This is a genomic window from Rhizobium rhododendri (genome assembly GCF_007000325.2).
In the GTDB taxonomy this organism is placed as follows: Bacteria; Pseudomonadota; Alphaproteobacteria; order Rhizobiales; family Rhizobiaceae; genus Rhizobium; species Rhizobium rhododendri.
Genome location: NZ_CP117267.1, coordinates 2,353,365 through 2,379,271, shown reverse-complemented (window position 1 = coordinate 2,379,271; position 25,907 = coordinate 2,353,365). Strand labels below are relative to the sequence as shown.

General features: G+C 61.1%; 24 protein-coding genes. 18 read left to right on the top strand and 6 right to left on the bottom strand.

Features of this window, described 5'->3' with window-relative positions; genetic code table 11:
• Positions 1-9: 9 nt before the first annotated feature.
• On the bottom strand, positions 10-513 hold the full coding sequence (locus PR018_RS11570; RefSeq protein ID WP_142830688.1) for a pyridoxamine 5'-phosphate oxidase family protein: 504 nt from the start codon (positions 511-513) through the stop codon (positions 10-12).
• A gap of 157 nt (positions 514-670) precedes the next feature.
• Here PR018_RS11570 and PR018_RS11565 point away from each other — a divergent pair, with 157 nt between their 5' ends.
• Positions 671-1,417, top strand: a complete 747-nt coding sequence (locus tag PR018_RS11565) for a YebC/PmpR family DNA-binding transcriptional regulator (RefSeq protein ID WP_142830689.1) — start codon at positions 671-673, stop codon at positions 1,415-1,417.
• 129 nt (positions 1,418-1,546) lie between these two features.
• Here PR018_RS11565 and PR018_RS11560 read toward each other — a convergent pair whose 3' ends face one another.
• A complete protein-coding gene (locus PR018_RS11560; protein WP_142830690.1) occupies positions 1,547-3,862 on the bottom strand; it encodes a methyl-accepting chemotaxis protein in 2,316 nt (771 codons plus the stop codon).
• A 235-nt stretch (positions 3,863-4,097) separates the two neighbouring features.
• Here PR018_RS11560 and ruvC point away from each other — a divergent pair, with 235 nt between their 5' ends.
• From ruvC to PR018_RS11530, 6 genes are all read left to right on the top strand, one after another.
• Positions 4,098-4,613, top strand: a complete 516-nt coding sequence (ruvC, locus tag PR018_RS11555) for a crossover junction endodeoxyribonuclease RuvC (RefSeq protein WP_142830691.1) — start codon at positions 4,098-4,100, stop codon at positions 4,611-4,613.
• 42 nt (positions 4,614-4,655) lie between these two features.
• Positions 4,656-5,270 carry a Holliday junction branch migration protein RuvA gene (gene ruvA, locus PR018_RS11550; RefSeq protein WP_142830692.1) on the top strand — a complete coding sequence of 205 codons (615 nt, stop codon included), beginning with the start codon at positions 4,656-4,658 and terminating at the stop codon, positions 5,268-5,270.
• Positions 5,271-5,329: 59 nt separating this feature from the next.
• On the top strand, positions 5,330-5,590 hold the full coding sequence (locus PR018_RS11545; RefSeq protein ID WP_142830693.1) for an AbrB/MazE/SpoVT family DNA-binding domain-containing protein: 261 nt from the start codon (positions 5,330-5,332) through the stop codon (positions 5,588-5,590).
• Positions 5,587-5,985 carry a type II toxin-antitoxin system VapC family toxin gene (locus PR018_RS11540; RefSeq protein WP_142830694.1) on the top strand — a complete coding sequence of 133 codons (399 nt, stop codon included), beginning with the start codon at positions 5,587-5,589 and terminating at the stop codon, positions 5,983-5,985. The genes PR018_RS11545 and PR018_RS11540 overlap by 4 nt, the downstream gene beginning before the upstream one ends.
• Complete coding sequence (ruvB, locus tag PR018_RS11535) at positions 5,982-7,022, top strand: Holliday junction branch migration DNA helicase RuvB (protein WP_111222405.1); 1,041 nt, start codon at positions 5,982-5,984, stop codon at positions 7,020-7,022. Before PR018_RS11540 ends, ruvB begins: the two co-directional genes overlap by 4 nt.
• A gap of 64 nt (positions 7,023-7,086) precedes the next feature.
• The gene (locus PR018_RS11530; protein ID WP_142830695.1) at positions 7,087-7,305 is read left to right on the top strand and encodes a hypervirulence associated TUDOR domain-containing protein; all 219 of its coding nucleotides are present in this window, start codon (positions 7,087-7,089) and stop codon (positions 7,303-7,305) included.
• 38 nt (positions 7,306-7,343) lie between these two features.
• On the opposite strand, the gene PR018_RS11525 is transcribed toward PR018_RS11530, so the two are convergent.
• The 3 genes from PR018_RS11525 to PR018_RS11515 are packed head-to-tail and all read right to left on the bottom strand — an operon-like array spanning position 7,344 to position 10,317.
• Positions 7,344-8,273 carry an NAD-dependent epimerase/dehydratase family protein gene (locus PR018_RS11525; protein WP_142830696.1) on the bottom strand — a complete coding sequence of 310 codons (930 nt, stop codon included), beginning with the start codon at positions 8,271-8,273 and terminating at the stop codon, positions 7,344-7,346.
• Complete coding sequence (locus PR018_RS11520) at positions 8,270-9,100, bottom strand: glycosyltransferase (protein WP_224127959.1); 831 nt, start codon at positions 9,098-9,100, stop codon at positions 8,270-8,272. The genes PR018_RS11525 and PR018_RS11520 overlap by 4 nt, the downstream gene beginning before the upstream one ends.
• Complete coding sequence (locus tag PR018_RS11515; protein WP_111222409.1) at positions 9,097-10,317, bottom strand: NAD-dependent epimerase/dehydratase family protein; 1,221 nt, start codon at positions 10,315-10,317, stop codon at positions 9,097-9,099. The genes PR018_RS11520 and PR018_RS11515 overlap by 4 nt, the downstream gene beginning before the upstream one ends.
• 131 nt (positions 10,318-10,448) lie before the next feature.
• On the opposite strand from PR018_RS11515, the gene ybgC reads away from it, so the two are divergent.
• The 10 genes from ybgC (at position 10,449) to glmM (ending at position 21,856) form a co-directional block, all read left to right on the top strand.
• A complete protein-coding gene (ybgC, locus tag PR018_RS11510) occupies positions 10,449-10,925 on the top strand; it encodes a tol-pal system-associated acyl-CoA thioesterase (protein WP_142830699.1) in 477 nt (158 codons plus the stop codon).
• Positions 10,926-11,300: 375 nt separating this feature from the next.
• On the top strand, positions 11,301-12,020 hold the full coding sequence (gene tolQ / locus PR018_RS11505; RefSeq protein ID WP_111222411.1) for a protein TolQ: 720 nt from the start codon (positions 11,301-11,303) through the stop codon (positions 12,018-12,020).
• Positions 12,021-12,041: 21 nt separating this feature from the next.
• Entirely contained in the window at positions 12,042-12,506 is a 465-nt protein-coding gene (tolR, locus tag PR018_RS11500) for a protein TolR (protein WP_142830701.1), read from the top strand.
• A 9-nt stretch (positions 12,507-12,515) separates the two neighbouring features.
• The gene (locus PR018_RS11495) at positions 12,516-13,703 is read left to right on the top strand and encodes a hypothetical protein (RefSeq protein WP_142830703.1); all 1,188 of its coding nucleotides are present in this window, start codon (positions 12,516-12,518) and stop codon (positions 13,701-13,703) included.
• 21 nt (positions 13,704-13,724) lie between these two features.
• Entirely contained in the window at positions 13,725-15,032 is a 1,308-nt protein-coding gene (gene tolB / locus PR018_RS11490; protein WP_142830705.1) for a Tol-Pal system beta propeller repeat protein TolB, read from the top strand.
• 156 nt (positions 15,033-15,188) lie between these two features.
• Entirely contained in the window at positions 15,189-15,728 is a 540-nt protein-coding gene (gene pal / locus PR018_RS11485; protein ID WP_142830707.1) for a peptidoglycan-associated lipoprotein Pal, read from the top strand.
• Between the two features lie 178 nt (positions 15,729-15,906).
• The gene (ybgF, locus tag PR018_RS11480) at positions 15,907-16,908 is read left to right on the top strand and encodes a tol-pal system protein YbgF (protein WP_142830709.1); all 1,002 of its coding nucleotides are present in this window, start codon (positions 15,907-15,909) and stop codon (positions 16,906-16,908) included.
• A gap of 11 nt (positions 16,909-16,919) precedes the next feature.
• A complete protein-coding gene (gene tilS, locus PR018_RS11475) occupies positions 16,920-18,224 on the top strand; it encodes a tRNA lysidine(34) synthetase TilS (RefSeq protein WP_142830711.1) in 1,305 nt (434 codons plus the stop codon).
• 127 nt (positions 18,225-18,351) lie between these two features.
• A complete protein-coding gene (gene ftsH, locus PR018_RS11470) occupies positions 18,352-20,295 on the top strand; it encodes an ATP-dependent zinc metalloprotease FtsH (protein ID WP_142830713.1) in 1,944 nt (647 codons plus the stop codon).
• A gap of 208 nt (positions 20,296-20,503) precedes the next feature.
• Positions 20,504-21,856: a phosphoglucosamine mutase gene (gene glmM, locus PR018_RS11465; RefSeq protein ID WP_111222419.1), complete on the top strand. Its 1,353-nt coding sequence runs from the start codon at positions 20,504-20,506 to the stop codon at positions 21,854-21,856.
• Between the two features lie 49 nt (positions 21,857-21,905).
• Here glmM and PR018_RS11460 read toward each other — a convergent pair whose 3' ends face one another.
• Positions 21,906-25,208, bottom strand: a complete 3,303-nt coding sequence (locus PR018_RS11460; protein WP_224127961.1) for a cellobiose phosphorylase — start codon at positions 25,206-25,208, stop codon at positions 21,906-21,908.
• Positions 25,209-25,417: 209 nt separating this feature from the next.
• On the opposite strand from PR018_RS11460, the gene PR018_RS11455 reads away from it, so the two are divergent.
• On the top strand, positions 25,418-25,870 hold the full coding sequence (locus tag PR018_RS11455; protein WP_224127963.1) for an NUDIX hydrolase: 453 nt from the start codon (positions 25,418-25,420) through the stop codon (positions 25,868-25,870).
• The last annotated feature ends 37 nt before the right edge of the window (positions 25,871-25,907 follow it).

Genomic DNA, 25,907 nt, shown 5'->3' with positions numbered 1-25,907 from the left:
TATTCTCGTTCAGGCAAACGTCAGGTGGCGCTTGACGCCGACGTCCGGCATCTTGTCGTCGTCGAGATTGGCCTTGGCGATCTCCCAGCCGAATTTCAGCTTGCTGCCGGTCGAGATCCACAGTTCCGCGTCTTCGACATGCATCGCAAGCATCGTCAGGGTCGGGTCCTTCTTGCCGTCGTGATACCAGGCGGCGGTCACCGAACTCCAGTACTCGTCGATCTTCGCCTGGTCGGCGCGGACCTCGATCTTGCCGGCGAGGCTGGCATGGTAGTCGTGATCCTTGCCGACCACGCAGAAGCGGGCGCGTGCGCCGGTCTTGATGCTCTTGACGATATCTGCATCCGTCTTGGTGTAGAACCAGATGGTGTTTGTCGTCGGATCGGCGTGCGGCGCCATTGGCTGCATGTGCATGTCGATGCCGTCGATACCCAGCATGCCGGCGTGCACCGCATCGATCTGCTCCCACAACTGCTTTGCCGGATGTTCCTGTGCTTCGCTGAAGCTGGCCATGGCCAATCCTTTCGATTTGATAATGCGTCCTGAAACGTGAGGTGGGCCACCTTTGTTCCTTCAGTCAACCTCCGGCGTGGCAGGGCTTTTCGCTTGAATGCCGGTGGCTTCGCACCTATAAGGCGCCATTCATATCAAAAGACTGAGCAGGGGTGCCATGGCTGGCCATTCACAGTTTAAAAACATCATGCATCGCAAGGGTCGCCAGGATTCCGTGCGGTCGAAAATGTTCTCCAAGCTGGCGCGCGAAATCACCGTCGCCGCCAAGGCCGGACTGCCCGACCCGACGATGAACGCCGCCCTGCGTCTCGCTATCCAGAACGCCAAGGCGCAGTCGATGCCGAAGGACAACATCGACCGTGCGATCAAGAAGGCATCGGGTAGCGAAGGCGAAAACTACGAGCAGATCCGCTACGAAGGTTACGGCCCCGGCGGCACTGCAGTGATCGTCGAAGCGTTGACCGACAACCGCAACCGCACCGCCTCGAACGTTCGCTCGACCTTCACCAAGGCCGGCGGTACGCTTGGCGAAACAGGCTCGGTTTCCTTCTCCTTCGACCACGTTGGCGAAATCACCTACAAGCTCGCGGTCGGCGATGCAGACAAGGTGATGGAAGCGGCAATCGAGGCCGGCGCCGACGACGTGACTACCGATGATGAAGGCCACACGATCATCTGCGGCTTCGAAGCGCTGAACGAGGTCTCCAAGGCGCTGGAAGCAACGCTGGGCGAGGCGGAAACTGTCAAGATCGTCTGGAAGGCGCAAAACACAGTGCCGGTCGACGAGGAAAAGGCAGTTTCGGTGATGAAACTGATCGACAGCCTCGAGGACGACGACGACGTCCAGTCCGTCTATTCGAACTTCGAGGTTTCCGACGAGGTCATGGCCAAGCTGTCGGCCTGACGTTTTAGCGGGCTACCGAGTTGATACACCCACCACCCGCTTCTGCGGAAGGTGGGTGTTTCTGTTTTGAGGCCAGGTCCGTTGTGGCAAGCTGGAGAAGTGGCCAAACCGTCGTCCATGCCCGCAGCCTCAGCGGCGGCGGTGCAGGATGTGGATCTCGGCGGTCTTGCGTCGCACCGGATCTGTCAGCGTGAAATTGCCCAGCCTGTTGTCCATCTCGCCCGCCTCGGAGGCGAGGCGATGGATTGCGGCGGTCGTTTCTTCCACCATGGCGGCGTTCTGCTGTGTCATGGCGTCGAGATCGGTGACGGCAAGGTTGATCTGCCGAAGTGTCTCCGCTTCCTCGTGTGTCGAGCGCATGATTTCGCGGATCTGAACGTTGATGTTCTCGACATGGGTGCTGATGCCGTCGAGTGCGACGCCGGCGCGTTCGACCAGCGCTACGCCGTTTTCGACTTCCCCGGTCGATTTCGCCAGCAGGCCGGCAATTTCCTTGGCGGCGCTGGACGAGCGCTGTGCCAGTTCCCGCACTTCGTGGGCGACGACTGCAAAGCCTTTGCCAGCTTCACCCGCACGAGCCGCTTCGACGCCGGCATTGAGCGCCAGAAGATTGGTCTGGAAGGCAATGCCATCGATGACGCTGATGATCTGGTTCATCTGTCGCGACGAGCCCTGGATGGCTTCCATGGCGGCGATCGTCTCGCGCATGATGCGACCCGACCCTTGCGTTTCGGCCTGTGCGTCGCGTGCTATGCGCTCGGCCTGCTCCGCACGGGTGATCTGCACACGGACGGCATCGGTGATGGCGCCGACTGCACTTGCGGTCTCGGTGATCGAGGCCGCCTGGCGTTCTGTGCGGCCCGCAAGTTCGGTTGCGCCGCCGCGCATTTCCTCAGAGCCGGAATGGACGGCCATGGAGTTGCCGCCGATCGCCGTCATGGTGTCGCTGAGCGTTGCCAGGGCCTTGTTGAAATTGACGCGCAGGCCTTCGAGTTCGGCGGGGAAGGCGGTATCGAAGCGGTAGGCGAGATCGCCGGCAGCCAGATGATGCAGACCCTCGTCCAGGTTTTCGACGACATCCTGCAGCACGCGGGCTTCCGCCTCGCGCTCCGTCAGCCTTGCCTGGCGCTCGGCTGCCGCATTTTTCTGAGCCTCGGCGCTGGCAGCCTCCAGCAGGCGCTGGTCAATGAGCGACTGGCGGAAGCGTGCAAGGGCCTTCGCCATCGTGCCGATCTCGTCGTTGCGATCCTGACTGCCGATCTCGTTGTCCAGCTTGCCATCCGCGACATCGCGAGTAACCGCGGCCAGACGGGCCAGCGGCGCAAAGAGAAGCTTCATCACAAGGCCGGTTGCCAGCGCCACGAGGATGAGTACGCCGAGGCCGATGAGTGTCAACAACTTGGCAATCGCGATCGAGCCGGCATTGAGTTCGCTTTTCAGAAGGCTCTCGACAATCAGGAAATGCTTGCCGCCAAACGCGATCGGGCGGGCATAGGCGCGCGCCTCACCATCGGGACGCATGAGGTCAGCAACGTTGATATCGTTGCCGGCCAATGCCTCGGCAGCAAAACCATAAGCGGCGCCATCGACAGCTACGAGGTGTCCGGCTTCGTCGACGCCGATAACCGAACCGTCTTCCGAAACGACGACCGACCTCGCCGTGCTCGTGGCCGGGTTGCCCTTGGACAGGATGGAGGCGAGGATATCGTCGCGCACCTGGAAAATCATCACGCCCTTGGGTGCGCCAAGCTTGAGGATGGGGACGGCAAAGTAGACGGCGCCCTTCTGGGTCGCGGGGTCTACACGCAGGCCGGAAAAGGCGCTCGGGGCGGTGTCGTTGGTTGCCTTGGCGACGTTTGCGACAGCATCTGCGTAGGTTTTCCCGAGGCTCGATGCGACCCAGGCCGGGCTCTTGAGGTTTTCTGCGAAGGCGGGGCCCTTCTTGTAGGAATAGATCACCGCGCCATCCATGTCGGCAATCAGCAGGTCGCTGAAAGGCGAGCCCTGGAGGTCGCGGCCGATTTCCGTCTGGGCAGTCTCGTGGCTGGAGTAATAGAACCCGCTGGGGCCGACGGGCTTCAGAAGCTTTTCACGCTGGTCGGCCGGATTGGGGTTCTGGCTGACGAATACTCTCTGTAATTCCGCACGCGCGTCGCCGGAGGTCTTCTCGATGGTTTTCCAGCCGCTTCTAAGGCTGGTGATTGTCATCTGTACCGCCTCGATGCGGGCAATCGAATCCGCCTGGGTGCCGATCTGCTGCAACTGGTCCTGCAGCATGTCGCCGCGGAAAACCAGGACGCTCTTCTTTGCCTCGAGCGCCTGATCGTCCGAAAGCCTGTTGCTGGCGATATAGGCGAGGCCGTCTAGAACGGCGACGGAGAGGAGCGTCAGCAGCAGGAAGGTGGCGATCACCTTGAAGGACAGCGACTGGAACCGGCGAGACATGGCGTAACCTCTAGACTCTCGTTTCGTCGATAGCGCGAAACGATGTGCAGCGAAAAAGTTGTCAAGATGTAAACTGGGGTGCGGCCGCAGCCGAACCACCTGCGAAGGCAATATCCGGGAAGAGTCGGCAAAATGGCTTAATCGCACGTAAAGACGCGTGATGAATTATCTTGATGTTTTCGCTTTGTTCACATTTTTCTGGCACATGGTTGCCATGAACGGTAGGTTGACGACCATGCAGAACACGATTCGTATCATCGGCATAGATCCAGGCCTGCGCCGCATGGGCTGGGGCATCATCGACGTGCTCGGAAACTCCCTGCGGTTTGTCGCATCGGGCACAGTGCTGTCCGATGGCGACATGGACCTGGCGTCGCGGCTCTGCCAGCTGCATGACGGGCTGTCTGATGTGGTGCACACTCACCAGCCGCATGAAGCCGCGGTGGAGCAGACTTTCGTTAACAAGGATGCTGTCGCAACGCTCAAGCTCGGCCAGGCACGCGGCATCGCCATGCTGGTGCCGGCACGGGCGGGGCTCGCGGTCGCCGAATATGCTCCGAACGCGGTCAAGAAAGCGGTCATCGGGGTCGGCCACGGCGAAAAGCAGCAGATCCACATGATGCTGAAGATCCTGATGCCGAAGGCGGAGTTCAAGGGCAACGATGCCGCCGATGCGCTGGCCATCGCCATATGCCATGCGCATAATCGTGGTGGCAACCGCATGCGACAGGCCTTGCTGGCCGCCGGATAGCGTTTTGATACGTCACCACCACCAAAACCTGACGGATATCCCATGATCGGCAAACTCAAAGGCACCATCGAGGAAATCGGCGAGGACTACGCGCTCGTCGATGTTCACGGCGTTTGCTATGTCGCCTATTGCTCCAGCCGGACGCTGGCAAGGTTAGGCGGCGTCGGCGAGGCCTGCGTGCTGTTCATCGAAACCTATGTGCGCGAAGACCAGCTGAAGCTGTTTGGTTTCCTCACAGTGCTGGAGCGGGAGTGGTTCATTCTGCTGCAGAGCGTCCAGGGCGTCGGGGCGAAGGTGGCGCTGGCGGTGCTGTCGACGCTGACGACCTCGGAGCTTGCCAACGCCATTGCCCTGCAGGACAAGACCGTCATTTCGCGAGCACCCGGTGTCGGCCCGAAGGTTGCAATGCGGATGGTACTGGAATTGAAGAACAAGGCTCCGGCGTTTGCAGGCGAGGCGCTGAACATGGGCCTCAAGCAGGAGATCGGCGAGGGCGTTGCTGCAGCGCCTGTGTCGGATGCCGTGTCGGCCCTTACCAATCTCGGTTACTCGCGCGACCAGGCCGCCAACGCCGTTGCCGCCGCCATGAAGACGGCGGGCGAGGGTGCCGACAGCGCCAAGCTCATCAGGCTGGGGCTGAGGGAGTTGTCGAAGTGAGAATTCCTTGCGGCCCCCGAAACTCCTTGCTATCGCTGGAAAGTAAGGAGATGCTGCCAATGAAGATTTACTATGGAACGATAACATCAAAGGGGCAAACTACCGTGCCATCAGAAGTTCGTGACATACTGAATTTGAAGCCCGGGGACAAAATTCGCTATGTCCACCAGGATGGCAAAATCTTTATCAAGGCTAAAAACAAACGTGCTGTCGATCTTCTGGGCAAGTTCTACGACCCGGATCGGCTTCCGATCCCCGTGGACGAAATGAAACGTGCCGTTGGCGAGGCTATTTTCGACCATATTGTTGGAACGCAATGATCGGTCTGGATACAAACATCTTGCTTCGCGTCTTCTTGAAAGACGATGTGGCGCAAAGCGCTAAGGTCGCTGAACTGTTTGCGCGTCTCGGTGAAATAGGTCCCGGATATATAAGCTGTATCACGCTTATGGAATTCGCTTGGTTTTTGCGACAGCGTATCAAGCTCACGAGAGAGCAGATCGCTGACGGAATTGCGGATCTGCTGGATTCGGAAGACATAATTCTGGAAGACGAAGAAGCTGTCGAAGAGGTTCTTGACGTAATGAGCCGCTCGCAGGCTGAATTTGCAGACGCGTTCATTGCCGTCCGCAATCGCAATGCCGGGTGTAGCGCAACCTTCACATTCGACGAGCGCGCCGCCAAGACGATCGAGGGAATGGAACTGCTCGCATGACCGAACCCGCCCGCCTGATCACGCCCGAGAAGCGTGGCGAAGACCTGGATACGACGCTGCGGCCGCAGTCGCTCGACGAGTTCACGGGCCAGGCGGATGCCCGCGCCAACCTGAAAGTTTTCATCGAGGCGGCGAAGAACCGGGGCGAGGCGCTGGATCACGTGCTGTTCGTCGGTCCGCCCGGTCTCGGCAAGACGACGCTGGCGCAGATCATGGCCAAGGAGCTCGGCGTCAATTTCCGCTCGACTTCAGGGCCGGTCATTGCCAAGGCCGGCGACCTGGCAGCACTTCTGACCAATCTCGAGGACCGCGATGTCCTGTTCATCGACGAAATTCACAGGCTGAGCCCTGCAGTCGAGGAAATCCTCTATCCGGCGATGGAGGATTTCCAGCTGGACCTGATCATCGGCGAGGGCCCAGCGGCGCGTTCCGTGAAAATCGACCTGGCAAAATTCACGCTGGTCGCCGCCACCACTCGGCTCGGTCTGCTGACGACACCGTTGCGCGACCGGTTTGGCATCCCCGTGCGGCTCAACTTCTACACGGTCGAGGAGCTGGAACTGATCGTCCGGCGTGGCGCAAGGCTGATGGGTCTGCCGATTGCCGATGACGGTGCGCGGGAGATTGCCCGCCGCGCGCGCGGGACACCGCGTATCGCAGGCCGGCTTTTGCGCCGCGTTCGCGATTTCGCCGAGGTGGCGCGGGCGGAATCAGTCACGCGGCAGATTGCCGACGAGGCGCTGACGCGGCTGCTCGTCGATAATCTCGGGCTCGATCAGCTCGACAAGCGCTACCTCAACATGATCGCCGTTAACTTCGGTGGCGGACCGGTGGGTATCGAGACCATCGCAGCCGGCTTGTCCGAGCCGCGCGATGCCATCGAGGATATCATTGAGCCCTACATGATCCAGCAGGGTTTCATCCAGCGCACGCCCCGTGGCCGCGTGCTGACACCGACCGCCTGGCGGCATCTGGATCTGCAGCCGCCGAAAGACCTGGAAGCGGCGCAGTTCCGGCTGTTCCAGGAAGAGGAGTGATCGCCCGTTCAGGGAACAACGAGCCCGGCATCTGCATTTGGGAGGCTTCGAGAGGAGCATCGCAATGCACAAATTTCGCGTGGGGTCCAAGGTCGAGTGGAAGTGGGGCAAGGGAACGGGCACCGGCAAGGTGACGGAGAGTTTCACCGACGATGTGGAGAAAACTATCGAGGGGTCGGTGATCAAGCGCAAGGCCAGCGCCGAAGAGCCAGCTTATCTCATCGAACAGGAAGACGGCGGGCGTGTCCTGAAAAGCCACTCCGAAATCAAGGCTGCTTCCTGAGATCGGACGGCTACAAGCCTGCGCCGCTGACGAAACGACTATCCCCGCTTGGACACCGTGGCCGGAACCGCCTCGGTGGCATGCGGCAGTCCCTGCGCCAGCGAGGCAACCGTCTTTTCCAGCAGGGCCCTGCCGCCGCCGCGCCAGCCCAGTGCTGCGATCTTGGATGTGTCCATCTCGCTGATGATGTTGCCCGGTGCTCGGGCCGGCAGCGGGTGAGGGCTGCCGGTGACGCGCTGGAGAATGGCGAGGATCTCGTGGGTTTCCGTCAGGACGTCGGAGACATTGAAGACTTCATTGGCAATGCGGGCGGTGTCGGTTTCGAGCATGAGACGGACAGCCTGTCCGACGTCGCGTCCGTGAACCTCGGTACCAGCGCGCGACGGGACAGGCTTGCCGGCGAGGTAGTTGCTGAAGATGTCGGTCCACTTGTTGGGCCGGAGATCGCCATAGACGCCGGTCAGGCGGAGGCTTGCGGCGGCAAAGCCGGGGGCATTGATCGCGGAAAGCGCGCGCTCGGCATTCAGCTTGACGCGGCCATAGAGCGTATTCGGGTTGGCCTCCGAGGTTTCAAAAAGCACCTCGCTGGCGGAGCGATCGCCATAGACGGCGCGCGTCGACAGGAAGACACAGCGGCGGATTCCGGCGCGCTGGGCAGTCTCGAACAGTTTGACGCTTCCATCGAGATTGAGCCTCTGGAAGGCTGCGGGGTCGTCGCCTTCACCACCACGATAACGGCCAGCGACATGATGGAAGCCGGCGTGGACGAAGAAATAGGCGTCGTCGAAGGCGTGACCCTGGTCTGCGTTCGGATCGAGCCGCAGCGGAACGAAGCTGACGGGCTTTGAAAACAGGCCGGGCTCCGGCTGATGCCGGCCGCCGACAGCGACCGAATAGCCATGGGAAAGAAGATCCTCGACGATATAGCGACCGACGAGGCCCGTCCCACCCGCTACCAAAACTTTCATGTCGTCACTTTCGGGTTTGCCAGCGCAGCAATGTCCGGAATGTCCAGATCCTGATGGAATCGCTGCCAGAGATCGATCAGCGGTGCCAGTCTGTCAGCCTTGGGATGATTCGTCTCCCAGGGCTTTTCATATTGGTAGTGCAGGATCGAAATACTCTTCCAGTCCCAAAGCAAGGGCATGGTAAACCACACATATTGCAGCATGTTCATATAAACGGGCAGGCCGTGCCAATCCGGGAAAAAGGTCTCGAGGAAGGTCTGGTCGGTGCGCTTCCAGAAGACCTCCGGCTGGTCGAGACTATCGATCATCGCATCGAAGGTTTGCAGCGACGGCCTGGCAACGAAGACGCCCGAATTCAGCCTTTGAAAGTCTGCCAGTCCCTCGTAGACATTCGGCGCAGCGGAGAATTCCGGGTAATCGAACAGCTTGTCGATCGGCTTTAGCACTAGGGCATCGGCATCGATGAAGACGCAAGCTTCGTATTCCACCAGCTGCCAAAGTCGCAGCTTGCAGAAATTGTCGAGCGGTGAGTGGAAGGACGGCTTGCGACCCTTGGTAAAGGGAGCGGCCGAATGCAGGGCGGTGCGGCCATGGCGCGCATTGAACGCGTCGGAGAGCGGCAGATGGTCCACGGGTACCAGCCGGCATCCGAGCGACACTAACGGCGCAAGATCGTCGGAGCTGGCTCCGGCGGTGTGCAGCACGACGATGTCGGCTTTCGTGCCGGTTCGCCTTATAGAGCGGACGAGTGCCGCCGCGCCCATGGCGTAATCGGCATTGGTGACGAGCGTGACGTAGGCTCTCGTCGCGCGGGGGGAGGCGTTCACGAAACCGACTTCAGCCGCTTGCCTTCCGGATCGTGGTTGAGCTTGGCCGCAAGGTCCTTTGTCCATGCCGAAACAGCCGGCACCCGAGCGCGGTCGACGCGGTAGGCGTATTTGCGGGCAACATCGACGATCTCGCCGAGCAGGCCGGTTTTCAAGGTTGTTGGCTCGAGGCCGAGACCGAGGAATTTCTCGTTCCTGACGACGAGGTCGTTCTCGGGCGCTTCCTTGCGCGGATTGGGCAGCCAGGCGATCTCGGCCCCGGTCATGCCGGCAATCATCTCGGCAAGGTCGCGGACGCGGTGCGTCTCGGTCATCTGGTTGAAGATCTCCACCTTGGAATTGCGCGACGGCGGGTTTTTCAAGGCGATCTCGATGCAGCGGACCGAATCCTGGATGTGGATGAAGGCGCGCGTCTGGCCGCCGGTACCATGCACCGTCAGGGGGTAGCCGATCGCCGCCTGGATGAGGAAGCGGTTGAGCACGGTGCCGTAGTCGCCGTCATAGTCGAAGCGGTTGATCAGCTGCTCGTGCCGCCGTGTCTGCTCCGTGTGCGTGCCCCAGACGATGCCTTGGTGGAGGTCGGTGATCCTCAGGCCGTCGTTCTTGGCGTAGAACTGGAACAGCAGCTGATCCAGGCACTTTGTCATGTGGTAGATTGAGCCCGGATTGGCCGGGTAGAGAATTTCCTGGCTGACTGTACGGCCGTCGACCGTCTCGATGCCGACCGGCAGGTAGCCTTCCGGAATAGCGGCGCCGACCGTTGAATAGCCGTAGACTCCCATCGTGCCCAAGTGCACGAGGTGGGTGTCGAGGTTCAGCTCCGTCAGCGCGTTCAGGAGATTGTGGGTAGCGCTGACATTGTTGTTGACGGTGTAGTTCTTGTGCCGGTCGCTCTTCATCGAGTAGGGGGCGGCACGCTGCTCGGCGAAATGCACGATGGCATCCGGGCGGTGCTCGGCGAGCCAGTTCTTTAAAAGCTCGTAGTCCTTGGCAAGGTCGATCAGGTTGAAGTGAATGCGGCGACCTGTCTCTGCGTGCCAGATCCGGGTGCGTTCCTGGATGCTGTCCATAGGGGTCAGGGACTGTACGCCGAGCTCTGTGTCGATCCAGCGGCGGGAGAGGTTATCGAGGATATGAACGTCGTGACCGGCATCGGACAGATGCAGCGATGTTGGCCATCCGATAAATCCATCGCCGCCCATGATCGCAATTTTCATCACATCGTCTCCTTGCTGGCCGGTCGCCGACCGCTTGTTTTCAAATAATTAGGCAGTATGACAATTGTTCAATACTTGCCTGCCAAACCGACTTCGGCCAAACAGGCTCTCCACAGGTTTTGGAGCTTTTGATGACGAATGGTCCCTTTTTGATTGCCGGGGAACTGATCGAAGGCAGCCACCGGCTGCTGCAGCGTGTTTATTACGAGGATACGGATTTTTCAGGGCTGGTCTATCACGCCCGCTACCTGCATTTCCTCGAACGCGGCCGCACAGATTATCTGCGCTGCCTCGGCGTGGAGCAGCGTGAGCTAATTACCGCCGATGAGGAAGGTCTGGTGTTCGTCGTCCATCGCATGGAGATCGACTTCAAGGGACCGGCCCGCATGGACGATGTGCTTACTATTCAGACGGTGACCGAAAAGGCCGGTGGTGCCAAAATGGTGCTGACGCAGGAGATACGTCGTGACGGTGCGCTGCTGATCGCTGCAAGGGTGATCATTGCCGTCATCAATGCCAGCGGCCGTCCCCGCCGGTTGCCGGAAGCGCTGGCGGCTCAGCTGCTGCAGGCTTCAGGGTCGGTCGATGCATCAGGTGCGGTTGCCTGAAACGCGGGGCAGATGCCTGAAAACGTGTCTTGTTAAAACATGACTGGCGTGAGAAGGAATTTCCGCGGTGTGCGGGAAGTTCTCGTTCGCTGCTGCTTACGCCTTGTGTTTCTCTACAACGTGTATCCGCGTGCAAGAAAAATTACCGATCACGCGGACACTAACGATCTCTTAACCATAATAGTGTCTTAATATTATGGTCAGAGATTGTGCGGTGCACGCCTTCCTTTGACCAAATTTGACGGCAAGAAGGCAGATGTAGACTTGGAAGCCTGACGACGGCGTTCAGCGGCAGCTGCCAGACATTTCTTGTGCGATCATTTTTTTGCCGCCCGGTCCTGCACCGGGCGTTTGGATTCGGGGAATTTGGATCAAATGGAACAAGTTGGATTGGCTGCAGCGACAAGTGACGTGACGCTTCTGTCTCTCTTCATGGAGGCTGGCCTTGTCGTCAAGCTGGTGATGCTCGGACTGATAGCGGCATCCGTGTGGACCTGGGCAATCGTCATCGACAAATATCTGAGCTTCAGCCGTGCTCGCCGGCAGTTCGACCAGTTCGAGCAGGTATTCTGGTCCGGCCAGTCGCTGGAAGAGCTTTACCGGACGCTGTCCGAGCGCACCAATACCGGGCTCGCAGCGATTTTCGTCTCCGCCATGCGCGAGTGGAAAAAGTCCTTTGAGCGCGGCGCACGCTCGCCGATTGGCCTGCAGATGCGTATCGACCGCGCCATGGACGTGACGCTGGCGCGGGAATCGGAACATCTCGGTGCCCGTCTCGGTTCTTTGGCTACCATCGGTTCGGCTGGCCCGTTCATCGGCCTGTTCGGTACGGTCGTCGGTATCATGACCTCGTTCCAGGCTATTGCCGGATCGAAGTCCACCAATCTCGCGGTCGTTGCACCCGGTATTGCGGAAGCGCTGCTCGCGACAGCCATCGGCCTTGTCGCGGCTATCCCTGCGGTTATCGCCTACAACAAGTTTTCCGCAGATGCCGGCAAGTTGTCTGGCCGCATGGAAGGTTTTGCGGATGAGTTCTCCGCCATTCTTTCGCGCCAGATCGATGAGAAGCTGCAGCCCCGCGCGGCCGCGCAGTAACGACAGAACCGGAGTAAGCTTATGGGAATGTCAGGTGGAGGCGGTAGCGGTGGCGGCGGTGGTCGTCGCGGCAGCCGTCGTGGCGGTCATGGCCGCGGTGGACCTATATCGGAAATCAACGTGACGCCGCTGGTCGACGTCATGCTCGTGCTGTTGATCATCTTCATGGTCGCTGCACCGATGCTGACGGTCGGCGTGCCGATCGACCTGCCGGAAACGGCCGCCAAGGAAATGAATTCGGACACGCAGCCGATCACCGTGTCGGTCAATCCGGCCGGCGACATCTTCATGCAGGAATCGCCGATCGCGCTCGATGAGATCGTCCCGAAGCTACAGGCTATCGCCAAGACCGGCTACAACGAGCGGATCTATGTGCGCGGCGACAGTGCCGCCGGCTATGGCACCGTCATGAAGGTGATGGCGCGGATATCGTCTGCAGGCTTTAAGAACATCGGTCTGGTAACCCAGCAAGAAAAGACGAAGTAAACCCATTCAATGAAGGCCAGCATTGTCACATCGGCGGTTGTTCACGGCCTGGTCCTCGTCTGGGCGCTGGTGACTATTGGCGCTCCCAAATCCTTCGAGGTACAGCCTGACGAATCGACGCCGGTCGAGATCGTGACTGACGTGTCGATGACGCAGACCGGTGACAAGAAGGCCCCGCAGAAGGACAAGGCGGCGCCCAAGCCGACGACAAAGCAGACCGAAATTGCCAATGCGCAGAATGCCGGCGAGAACGATGTCGACCTGAAATCCGCGCCGAAGCCGGTTCCCAAACCTACCGAAAACCAGTCCACGGGTGCGCCGAAAAAAGTCGAGGCGCCGACGCCGAAGGTCGATCCGACCCCGAACGACGTGAAGTCCGTCGAAAAGGAAGAGACCGACGTCGCGCCGCCGCCGCCGACCCCGACGGAGGCTCCGAAGCCGCCGACGCCGACACCGGTGCCAACCCCCACACCGCCCCCAATCCCGACCCCGACTCCACCGCCGCCAACGCCCGTGCCGACGCAGGACAAGGCCGAACTGGCGCCCAGCGACCAGGCGACGCCCGACAACGTTCCCGTGCCGCAAATCAAGCCGCAGCCGCCGGCGCCGCCGAAGGTTGCCGAAAAGCCGGTTGAAAAGCCGCCGGAGAAGAAGCCGGAAACAAAGCCGGCCGAAAAGCCTGTGCAGACGGCGGACAAGTCGTCCGATACCGACAAGAAAAAGGACGACAAGAAGCGCGAGATGGCCAAGGCCGCGTCCTCCAAGGAAAGCGACTTCGACGCCGACGAGATCTCAGCGTTGTTGAACAAGCAGCAGGCCACCGGCGGCGGCGCCAAGCGCCAGCAGCAGCAGGCAGCCCTCGGTACCGACAAGCCCGCGAACGGCGCAAAGCTGAGCCAGAGCGAGATCGATGCCCTGCGCAGCCAGATCCAGAACAACTGGAATGTTCCGGCGGGCATGTCGGGCGTCGAGGGCATGGTGATCCGGGTACACATGAAGCTCGACGAATCCGGCACCATCGTCGGAATGCCGGACGTGCAGGTGACGGGCGGCTCCGAGTCGGCTCAACAGGCCCTGTCAGGCAGTGCCACCCGGGCGGTGATGATGTCCTCGCCCTTCAAGAACCTACCGCGCGACAAATACGACGCCTGGAACGAAGTTATCGTCAATTTCGACCCCAGTGACCTGGGACTATAAATGCTGAAAGGCTGTGTACACATGAAAATGCGTTCTCTCGTTCGTCTGATGCTGGTGATGGGTGGCCTGATGGCGACCTACATCTCGCCGGCCTACGCCTTGGTGGAAATCAACATCAACAAGGGCAATGTTCAGCCCCTGCCGATTGCCATCACCGATTTCATCTCGAACGGCGACCTCGGAGCCCAGATCTCCGGCGTTATCGCCGCCGACCTGAAGCGTTCGGGGCTTTTCGCGCCGATCGACAAAGCCGCGTTCATCGAGAAGATCACCAATCCTGATGCAGCGCCGCAGTTTGCGTCCTGGAAGTCGATCAATGCCCAGGCGCTGGTCACCGGCCGCGTGACGCAGCAGCCCGATGGTCGCCTGCGCGCCGAGTTCCGCCTCTGGGACTCGTTTGCCGGAACGCAGATGACCGGCCAGCAGTTCTACACCCAGCCGGAAAACTGGCGCCGCGTTGCCCACATCATCGCCGACGCGATCTACGAGAAGATCACCGGTGAAAAGGGCTATTTCGACACGCGCGTCGTGTTCGTGTCCGAAAGCGGACCAAAGACTGCCCGCAAGAACCAGCTGGCCATCATGGACCAGGACGGCTTCAACGCCCGTATGCTGACAGACGGCAGCGACCTCGTGCTGACGCCGCGCTTCTCGCCGAACAAGCAGGAAGTGACCTACATGTCGTTTGCCAACCAGCAGCCGCGGGTCTACCTGCTCAATATCGCCACCGGTCAGCGCGAGGTTGTCGGTAATTTTCCGGGCATGACCTTTGCGCCGCGCTTCTCGCCGGATGGCCAGCGCGTCGTGCTGTCGCTGCAGCAGGAAGGCAATGCCAACATCTATACGATGGACCTGCGCTCGCGCACGACGACCCGGCTGACCTCGACGGCTGCCATCGACACGTCGCCGTCCTATTCGCCGGATGGCACCCAGATCGCTTTTGAAAGCGACCGCGGCGGCAAGCAGCAGATCTACGTGATGAATGCAGATGGCTCCAACCAGCACCGCATTTCCTTCGGCGACGGCTCCTATTCGACGCCGGTCTGGTCGCCACGCGGCGACCTGATTGCCTACACGAAGCAGTCGGGCGGAACTTTCGGTATCGGCGTCATGAAGCCGGATGGTTCGGGCGACCGCCTGCTGACGTCCGGCTTCCACAATGAAGGCCCGACATGGGCACCGAATGGCCGTGTCATCATGTTCTTCCGCGAGCCGGCCGGATCGAGCGGCCCGCAACTCTACTCGATCGACCTGACCGGCTATAATGAGCAGAAGATCAAGACCCCGTCCTTCGCCTCGGACCCGGCCTGGTCGCCGCTGATGGAATAGTTGGTAAATACGCCTGCAACTTCCCGCCGCAAAAAGTTCTGTGACTTCATGCGGCGGGACGCTATAAGAAAAAATTAACCATAACCGTTGAAACAGCATTAACCGCGTGCGGTTACAGTCTGGCAACCGTGATAATGTCGTAAGGAGAGACCGGCCATGAGCCGTATTGACAATTCGGCCACAAGCCGCATGCAGAGCTTCGCCCGCAACCCGATGATGCTTGCCCTCTTCCTGGGCCTGTCCTTGGCGGGCTGCGCATCCAAGAAGAACCTGCCGAACAACGCAGGCGATCTTGGCCTCAACGGTGCCAATGGCGGCTCGGCAACCCCGGGTTCGGCTCAGGACTTCACCGTCAATGTCGGCGACCGCATCTTCTTCGACACCGATTCGACGTCGATCCGCGCCGATGCTGCCCAGACGCTCGATCGTCAGGCACAGTGGCTTGCCCGCTATCCGAACTACGCCATCACCGTCGAAGGCCATGCCGACGAACGCGGCACCCGCGAATACAACCTTGCTCTCGGTGCGCGCCGCGCCGCCTCGACGAAGGACTATCTGATTTCAAAGGGCGTGCCCGCACGTCGCATGAAGACGATTTCCTACGGCAAGGAACGTCCGGTCGCCGTTTGCGACGACATCTCGTGCTGGTCGCAGAACCGCCGCGCAGTTACCGTTCTCAACGGCGCCGGCTCCTGATATCTTCGATATCACTTGATTTTGAAGGCGGCCGAGAGGTCGCCTTCTTCGTTTTCAACGCGGGTTTGTATTTTCAACCACACTTTGGCCGAACTCCGTTGCTTTTTGACGGCAATTGTTAAAAATCCCCGGCTGGTGCCGTTGGGCACAAGAATCAAAAAGAGACGGGATCGAACCTATGAGAAAACTCGTCGTCGCAGGCATGGTTTGTCTGGTGGCCTTGTCCGGCACGGAACGTGAAGCTTATTCGATGAACCTGTTCGGCCTTCACCTCGGCGACCGCAGTTCGTCCGACCAGGTTCCGCCGGCGCCGCTCTCGCAGCAGCGCGAGCAGCCGCAGCAGCCGATCATGGTTCAGAGCGGCGACGCGGAAATCCGCCTCCAGCAGGCGGAAGACCAGATGCGGCAGCTGAACGGTCGCATCGAGGAAATGAGCTATCAGCTTCTGCAGATGCAGGAGACCATCCGCAAGGCGCAGGCCGACAACGAAATTCGCTTCCAGATGCTGGAAAAGAAGGGTGGCGCCACGGGTGTCGCACCGGCCGCGGGCGCGCCGATCAAGAAGAGCGAAGCGGATACATCAGGCGCAGGCCAGTCCGACGATGTCGCCAAGGTGATCGAGACACCCCAGGGTGCCGATGCCAACCGCGCTGCGGGCAGCACTCTCGCGCCACCGCCTGCACAGCTCGGCTCGATCCAGTTCGACCAGAACGGCCAGCCGGTCGGCGGCAATGTCAATACGGATGACGTTGGGTCTGGCCCGGCGCCTGCCGTCGGCGACAAGACTGCGTCGCTCGGCAACGAGGGCGATACCTACAAGGCTGCCTATGGCCATGTGCTGTCGGGTGATTACTCCATCGCCGAAAAAGAATTCCGCCAGTATCTCGGTACCTATCCGGAAAGCGCACGCTCGCCGGATGCCAATTTCTGGCTGGGCGAAGCCTTGTACTCGCAGGGCAAATACAACGATGCGGCGACGACTTTCGTCAATGCCTACAAAAAATACGGAACCTCCGAGAAGGCGCCGGAAATGTTGCTGAAGCTTGGCATGTCGCTCGCTGCCCTCGACAAGAAGGACACGGCCTGCGCGACGCTGCATGAAGTGACCAAGAAATATCCAAAGGCTTCCAAGCCCGTCGTGGCCAAGGTCGCCAGCGAAGAAAAACGTCTCGCCTGCTGAGCGGCAAGGTCATGGCCGGCGGTCCGGTCTCTTCACCCCAGGCCGCTGCAGCCCGCCTGCTGGCATCGCTTCGCCAGCCCTCGCACATCCTGGTCGCTATCTCTGGCGGCAGCGATTCGACCGGGTTGTTGATAGCTCTTGCCGATGCGATCCGTGCCAGCCACCCCTCGCACCGGCTTTCCGCTGCCACCGTCGATCACGACCTGCGCCCCGGTTCGACCGACGAGGCGAAATCCGTGGCCAATCTCTGCCTAAAACTGGGGATCGCCCACAGCACGCGTCGCTGGCTTGGTGAGAAGCCTGCGACCGGCATCATGGCCGCCGCGCGCGAGGCCCGTTACGACCTGCTGGCCGACGTTGCGGCCGAGGTCAGAGCCGACATGATCGTCACCGGCCATACGCTTGACGACCAGCAGGAGACGCTGGCGATGCGCACTGCGCGTGTGCGGGCAGGGCGGGTTTCTGCGACCGGTATTGCCGATGCGGTGCTGTTCGATCGGCGCATCTGGGTGGTACGCCCGTTTCTGTCCTGCCTGCGCAATGACATTCGGGCTTTTCTCACCGAACGAAATATCGGCTGGATCGACGACCCGAGCAATCTCGACCTTCACTACGAGCGCGTCCGTGTCCGGGCGGGTCTCGCCACCGGCAACCTCATGGCATCGGATGGCGGCGGGAGCGCTAAGGCCGATCTGTCATCGGCAGCGGCGCGCTGGGTGGAACAGTCTGTCGTGATAGAAGGCGGTTTGCTCTGCCGCATCTCTCCCGAGGGCATCGATGCTGCAGCGCCCGAGTTTGCCTACGGGCTCTCCTGCCTTGCAGCCATCTTCGGCGGCCAGCCTTATGGACTTGGGCAGGAAAGGATGGAGCGTATCCTTGGGTTTATCGGCACCGGCGAGCCCGGTCGGCGAACGGCGGGCGGAGTGGTCTTCGACCTCAGGCGCAACGGTCTCTTCCTCATGCGCGAAAGCCGCAACATCGACGCTCTGCATCTTGCCCCGGGAGCGAGGGGCATCTGGGATGGCCGTTTCGAGGTTTTCAATGACGGCCATGGCGGGGTGCAAATTGTCGCAGCCGGCGCAACTTCGCGGATGGCTTTCGCTGCGAGCACCCCAAAAGGTGCGGCGATGCGCGCAGCGGCGTCGGCGCCAACAATCCGTTTCGACGATGAAGACCCGCGTTACGAGCACTCTCCGGTCCGTTTTGCACCGCATCTGGCGCCATTCGACCGCTTTTTGACACGATTCGATCTCACTCTCGCGGATCGGCTGGCGAATGCTTTCGGTCGGTCAGCCTATGTGTCACCTCCGTTTTAAGAGTTATTGACGGAAATCGCATGTGGTTGCGCTGACTGCCTTGGCAAGGGCCCGGCGTAACCCTATGTTAGCAGCCAAGTAATGCAGTCGCCAAAAGGCCGGGCTGTTTCAGTCCCTGGGGAGTTCAATGAACCCTAATTTTCGTAATTTCGCTCTCTGGGCGATTATCGCTTTGTTGCTGATCGCTTTGTTCAGCATGTTCCAGACCTCGCCCTCGCAGACGAGTTCGCGGGATATCCCGTATTCGCAGTTCCTTCGCGAAGTTGATTCCGGTCGCGTCCGCGATGCCGTGATCACCGGCAACCGTGTCGTCGGCACTTATGTGGAGAATGGCGCTGCCTTCCAGACCTACTCTCCGGTCATAGACAGCGGCCTGCTCGACAAGCTGCAGGCGAAGAACGTCGTCGTCTCGGCTCGTCCGGAATCGGATGGCTCGTCTAGCTTCCTCAGCTATCTCGGCACGCTGTTGCCGATGCTGCTGATCCTTGGTGTCTGGCTGTTCTTCATGCGCCAGATGCAGGGCGGGTCGCGCGGCGCCATGGGTTTCGGCAAGTCGAAGGCAAAGCTTCTGACAGAGGCGCATGGTCGCGTCACGTTCGAGGATGTCGCCGGCGTCGACGAAGCCAAGCAGGATCTCGAGGAAATCGTCGAATTCCTGCGCGATCCGCAGAAATTCCAGCGCCTCGGCGGTCGTATTCCACGCGGCGTGCTGCTGGTTGGCCCTCCCGGTACCGGTAAGACGCTTCTGGCCCGTGCCATCGCCGGTGAAGCCAATGTGCCGTTCTTTACGATCTCGGGCTCCGACTTCGTCGAAATGTTCGTCGGCGTCGGCGCAAGCCGCGTGCGCGACATGTTCGAACAGGCGAAGAAGAACGCGCCTTGCATCATCTTCATCGACGAAATCGACGCCGTCGGTCGCCATCGTGGCGCCGGTCTCGGCGGCGGTAACGACGAACGCGAACAGACGCTGAACCAGCTGCTGGTCGAGATGGACGGCTTTGAAGCCAATGAAGGCATCATCCTCATCGCCGCTACCAACCGTCCCGACGTTCTCGATCCGGCACTTCTGCGTCCGGGCCGCTTCGACCGCCAGGTCGTCGTACCGAACCCGGACATCATCGGCCGCGAGCGTATCCTCAAGGTGCACGCACGCAACGTGCCGCTGGCACCGAATGTCGACCTCAAGGTTCTCGCTCGCGGTACTCCGGGCTTCTCGGGCGCCGATCTGATGAACCTCGTCAACGAGGCGGCGTTGATGGCGGCACGGCGCAACAAGCGCATGGTCACCATGGCTGAATTCGAAGACGCCAAGGACAAGATCATGATGGGTGCCGAGCGTCGCTCGTCGGCCATGACCGAGGCAGAAAAGAAGCTGACCGCCTACCACGAAGCGGGCCATGCGATGACGGCGCTCTATGTTGCTGTCGCAGATCCGCTCCACAAGGCGACGATCATTCCGCGCGGCCGTGCGCTCGGTATGGTCATGCAGCTGCCGGAAGGCGACCGCTACTCAATGAGCTACACGTGGATGATTTCGCGTCTGTGCATCATGATGGGCGGCCGCGTCGCGGAAGAACTCACCTTCGGCAAGGAAAACATCACCTCCGGTGCATCCTCGGATATCGAGCAAGCCACCAAGCTTGCCCGCGCCATGGTGACGCAGTGGGGCTTCTCCGACCAGCTCGGCCAGGTTGCCTATGGCGAAAACCAGCAGGAGGTCTTCCTTGGGCACTCCGTGTCGCAGTCGAAGAACGTTTCCGAAGCGACGGCACAGAAGATCGACAACGAAGTCCGTCGCCTGATCGACGAAGCCTACACGCAGGCCCGTACTATCCTGACCGAGCAGCACGACGCATTCATCATCGTGGCCGAAGGGCTGCTGGAATACGAGACGCTGAGCGGCGAGGAGATCAAGGCGCTGATCCGTGGCGAAAAGCCGGCGCGCGATATGGGCGACGATACGCCGCCAAGCCGTGGCTCCGCCGTGCCGAAGACTGGCACGAAGAAGGACGGTTCCATTGGTGCCAAGGGCGACGAAGCCGAAGGCGGTCTCGAGCCGCAGCCGCGCTGATCTCAAAATAGCGTTCATAACATCAGGCCGGTTCCCGTCATGCGGGAGCCGGCCTTTTTCGTCGGTCACGACATGTGATAGTTCTTTGCGTTAATTGACGTGATGAAGACGGCGATCTGTGGCATGAGCGTCGCATTCGATGACCCGGACATCAACCAAGTCGGGACGCGCCTCCGTGGGGGAGGCGCTTAAATTTGCGGGAGACACTATGAAGCGTCGCTATTTCGGCACGGACGGAATCCGTGGGCAGTCCAACGTCTTCCCCATGACGCCCGATCTTGCCATGCGGGTCGGCATCGCAGTCGGCACGATCTTCCGCCGTGGCAATCATCGCCATCGCGTCGTGATCGGCAAGGATACGCGGCTGTCCGGCTACATGCTCGAGAACGCGCTCGTGGCAGGCTTCACGGCTGCCGGTATCGATGCCTTCGTTCTCGGCCCCATCCCGACGCCTGCCGTCGCCATGCTGACCCGCTCGCTGCGTGCCGATATCGGCGTGATGATCTCCGCCTCCCACAATCCCTACAAGGACAACGGCATCAAGCTGTTCGGCCCCGATGGCTACAAGCTCTCCGACGATATCGAAATGCAGATCGAGGACCTGCTCGACCAGGACCTGAGCCTTCAGCTGGCGAAATCGGACGACATCGGCCGCGCCAAGCGCATCGACGGCGTCCATGACCGCTACATCGAGAACGCCAAGCGCACCCTGCCGCGCGACGTGACGCTGCAGGGCCTGCGCATCGCCATCGATTGCGCCAACGGTGCCGCCTACAAGGTAGCGCCGGCCGTGCTCTGGGAGCTTGGCGCCGAGGTCGTGACGATCGGCAACGAGCCCGATGGCATCAATATCAACCTCAATTGCGGATCCACCAGCCCGATGGCGCTGCAGAAGAAGGTGGACGAGGTGCGTGCCGATATCGGCATTGCCCTCGATGGCGATGCCGACCGCGTCATCATCGTCGACGAGAACGGTTCGGTCATCGACGGCGACCAGCTGATGGCTGTCATTGCCGAGAGCTGGGCCGATACCCAGCGCCTGCGCGGCAAAGGCATCGTCGCCACCGTCATGTCCAACCTCGGGCTCGAGCGCTTCCTTGGCGACAAGGGTCTTGAGCTGGCCCGCACGCAGGTCGGCGACCGCTATGTCGTCGAGCACATGCGCCAGCACGACTTCAACGTCGGCGGCGAGCAGTCGGGCCATATCGTGCTGTCGGATTATGGCACGACGGGCGATGGCCTGGTCGCGGCTCTGCAGATCCTTGCCTGTGCCAAGCGTTCCGGCAAGCCGGTCAGCGAAGTCTGCCGCCGCTTCGAACCTGTGCCGCAGCTGCTGCGCAACGTGCGCATCACCGGCGGCCGGCCGTTGGAAAATATCGAGGTCAAGCAGGCGATTGCCGATGCGGAGAGCGAGCTTTCCCGCAACGGTCGCCTCGTCATCCGCCCGTCAGGAACCGAACCGCTGATCCGGGTGATGGCCGAGGGCGACGACCGCGTTCAGGTCGAGCGCATCGTCAACGACCTGATCGGCGTGATTTCGAACGTTCGGACTGCCGCTTGACGTTGCAGACCAAGGTCCCGCCGAGTTCTCCCGGCGGGACCTTTTTTCATTATATCGGCTTTGAGGTCTCGATACCCTGAGTGGCGCTATCCGATGGCATATCTTCCCGGGTCATACGGGAGACGTTGATCGATGACGAGATCAACGGCTTCGCGAGACGCTTGCCCGCTTTCCGTTGAAAGCCGAAGACGTTTTGCAGCAGGCCTTTGGTGTAGAGGCCCGGGCCGCTCGAATAGATGCGCCAGCCGCCATCGACGGCAATGGAGCCCGCCTTCACCTCATCCCATTCGCGCGCTGCGCTGTAGCGGTCATGGAATGCGGCATCGCTGCTGCTGAAATAGGTGTTACGCTGGCGCAGGGATGCGTGCGCAAGACGGTCGGTGACGGCAATCGGGTTGGCGAGCGCCAGAGCCAGCCAGAGACCATCGGCATCTTCGTCGAGCACCAGGGTCTCGCAGTAGCGCAGATGGGCGTGCACATACATCAGGCCGATCTCACGTCCGAAGAAGGACGACGATTCGGCGCGGCGGAAGAGCGTCTCGGGACCCCCAGAATAGGTGGCGGGTTTTTCCATCAGGCGGGTGCCGTCCGGAAACAGCAGGTGGTCGCGGATGAGAGCCTTGTGATCGTGGCGCTGGTCTGCGGTGAACAGGCCGCCGAGCATCGGCTGGGTCATGGAGATCAGCGAATAATGCAGGCCGGTGCGCTGGTCTTCCGGATGCAGCAGTAGCTCGACACCGTCGTGGGCGGGATCGAAGATGGCATAGCCCGCGACGATGCCATCGCGGATCAGCAGCCGGTTGAAATCGCTGCGCATCGCCGCTGCGCTGGTCCTCAGCCGCCTTGCCTCGGCGATCTTGCCGATGCTTTCCATGATCGCGCCGTAGCGGACGATCTGCTCGTAGAGAAGGGCCACGGTCCAGCTGCTGACCATCCAGTCGCGCAGGTGCGGATCGGCCGGCTGAAGCGAATCGTTCCAGTCGCCTTCGCCATAGCGGATCAGGCTGGTGCCGGGGATGAAGCGGGTGCGGATTGTCGCCAGCAGTTTTTCGACATGGTCGGCGATCGATGCCTTCTCCGGCGTCCGCTCCATGCTGCCATCATCGCGCCAGGCCGTGGTCTCGTTAAGGAACCCGAGGTCGCCGGTGGCCTCGATATAGTCGCAGAGCGCCTTCAGCGGCCAGACGACGATATCGCCATGGGCTTCGCTCGAGCGGATATTGGCGTAGGGCTCGAACATGAACCATTGCGGCCAGTCGCCCCGGTCGCGGAACTGTTCGCCGAAGATGATCTTCAGGACCTGCTTGGCTTCCGCATCGTGCTCGTAGGAGAGCAGGAATTCGATCGGCCCCTGGCAGGCATCGCGCGTACCCCAGGCGGCGCCGGTATACTGCTCCAGCCCGTGCGGCACGCTAATATGGACGATGGCATCATGGGCCATCCAGGGCAGGATCGCCGCATGGGCTGCTAGATCCGGGCCGGTGCCGGTGATTTCGAGGCCGCGTGTCGCGTGTTTCCAGAAGCGGTCTGCGGGGTCGAGCATGGCGGCTTTGGAGACGCCAGCCTTGTATCGGCTGGCAAGGCGCTCGGCCTCGGTGGCATCGACCATCGACCCAACGACGGCGAAGGTCAGCGATTGCGTCGCATGCGATCTGAGGGCGATGAAAGGTCCGTTCCGCGCGACACCGTCGATATAGAGCAATTCATCTCCGCCGACGACATCGACGGCGTCTTTCGTCGATGACACCAGCCGGTAGCTGGCATCGGGGTAGCGCTGCCCCCAGAGCCAGTTCGGATCCGGCTGCAGGGTGACCTGCTTTGCTTCGGCATCGAGGGTGATCCGCCCGCTCGTCTCGTATTCGCGCTCGCCGAGCGTCACCTGGCCGTAGGCAAGGAAGCGGCAGGCCGGGCCTTCGACGGCGATGGTCCACTGCATGGCGGGATCGTCGCCGGCAGCAACTGCCGAGACAGTGATGGTGCGGTCGGCCAGCCGGTAGATCCAGCGGCAGTCGCTGAGGCCCATGTCGAATGCCGAGGGGACGCCGAGCAGCTGCCAGCCGGAGCCGGTATCGACCATGATCCGCAACCCGCTGTTGCGGGTGAGATTGTAGGGATCGCGCGAGACGGAAAACAGCTTGTGGAAGGAGGTGTTGCCGATGGTCAGCTGGGCGGCAAAGATGCCCTGCATCCAGCATGTTGCCGCCAGCGTGTTGTCGTCCGGCAGCATGCTCTGTCCGCTGCGCAGGATAGCACCATGGCGACGCGCGACACGGAGCTCCTTTTCGAGCAAAACCACGTGGCGGTTCCGAAAACCGCCGGGCACGAAGAACGATAGCAGCTTGCCGTCCACACGTTCCTCCAGCTCACGGTTTGGGTAGAGATTGGCAACGGCTGCGTCGTCGAGGGCCGCCGCCGCCAGCAGCAGCGCATCCTGCACCAGGCTGCGCACGGGTGGCGCCTCAATGAGCGGACCGGTGGTGGCGGTTGGCAGATCCGCCAGCGGTGCCAGGAGTGCGAGATCGGCATCGCTCGATGCCTCCGGATGATCGGCGACAAACAGGCCGAAGAACGTCGCGCTGCCGGAGGCTGAGGGCGCAAGCGACATCGGTGGCGACTGGAGCGCCGGGCAGGCGACCTCGTGCTGGCGCCGTTCGCTCGGCAGGGCCACCCCGAAGGCGGGCACGAGCTGTCCGTCCGGCCTGCGGGTATCGACGAGCTGGATCGCATCGGTGGCAAAGGCCGCGGCTCCTTCGAGGCAACCCTGTGCCAGCCACGGTATGTGGCCGCCGCCCTGCTTGAGGTTCTGGCGGTTCATGATCACCGGGCCGAAGCGCTCATGCGTCGCGACGTGGTGGTCGATATATTGCGAGGCGTAGGCTTCGCTATTCATCAGAAACCCGCGGTCGCCGAGCCCGATATCCTGGACCAGCACGACGTCGGCATCGACGGGTTCAGAGCGGGTGTTTTCCAGCGAGACGCGCCAAAGCCAGATCGGCTCGGCTGGGTGCAACTCGAGGCGGACGCGGTGACGGATGCCGCCGGTTTCGCCGGTCCATGAGAATGCGCTGTCGCTGCTGGCGAAGCGAACCTTTGCGCGCGGGCCGACGATCTCGGCCAACACCGGATCGGGGCCGCCGGTTCTCAAATAAAGCCGGCCGATGCCGCCATAGATAGGTGAGCCCAGCACCTGATTGATCATCACCTGCACGCCTGCGGCGTCGCGATGCTCGATGGCAAACAGTGCGCCACTGGCAAGCGCCGATACCGAGAGGCCGGCCGGATTGCCGATCGTCGTAAGGCCAAGATCTTCGCGACGGGATGTCTGGAAACTACGGTCGAGGTCGGATGCCATGATGTCTCTCGCTGATTGCGGCCTGCGGGGACTACATCACAAGCCGCAGAGAAAGCGCAGTAAAATCTGCGGCAAAACGGGATGAGCGGGATAGTGGGTTCGGGGAAACGGCGGAGGTTGTCTTTTATCTGCCGCCGGAGCGCGGTTCGACGACTTGCGGCCGTTAATTTACTCTTCTAATTGTATCGACGATGAGCACATCGCATCCAATGACGCCAATCAGCGTGAAGGCAATAGGCCTGGTCTGGCACCAAGGGCGCCTTCTTGCAGCCGAGGTTTCAGACGGCCAAGGTCGCGTTGCAGGCGTTCGTCCGCTGGGTGGTAGTATCGAGTTCGGCGAACTTTCCGAAGTCGCACTGAAGCGTGAGTTCCTGGAAGAACTGGGTGTCGAGATCGAAATTGTCGGTGGACCGCAGGTTTTTGAAAACCTCTACACGTTTGGCGGCGTGCCCGGTCATGAAGTGATTTTCGTCTTCGAGGTCAAATTCCCTCTCAAAGAATCCATGACAGGCGATCACATCGTCTTTCACGAAAGCGACGGCACCCCCAACGTCGCGCGCTGGTACCACCCTGACGATCTCGATCGCGATGGCTACCCTGAACTCTATCCCAAGGGGCTGAAGAGCGCGCTGGCCAAATTGAAGTTGGCAGATCCGAACTAAGGGGATGACCCGATAAACACTATTTCCCTTAGCTCCG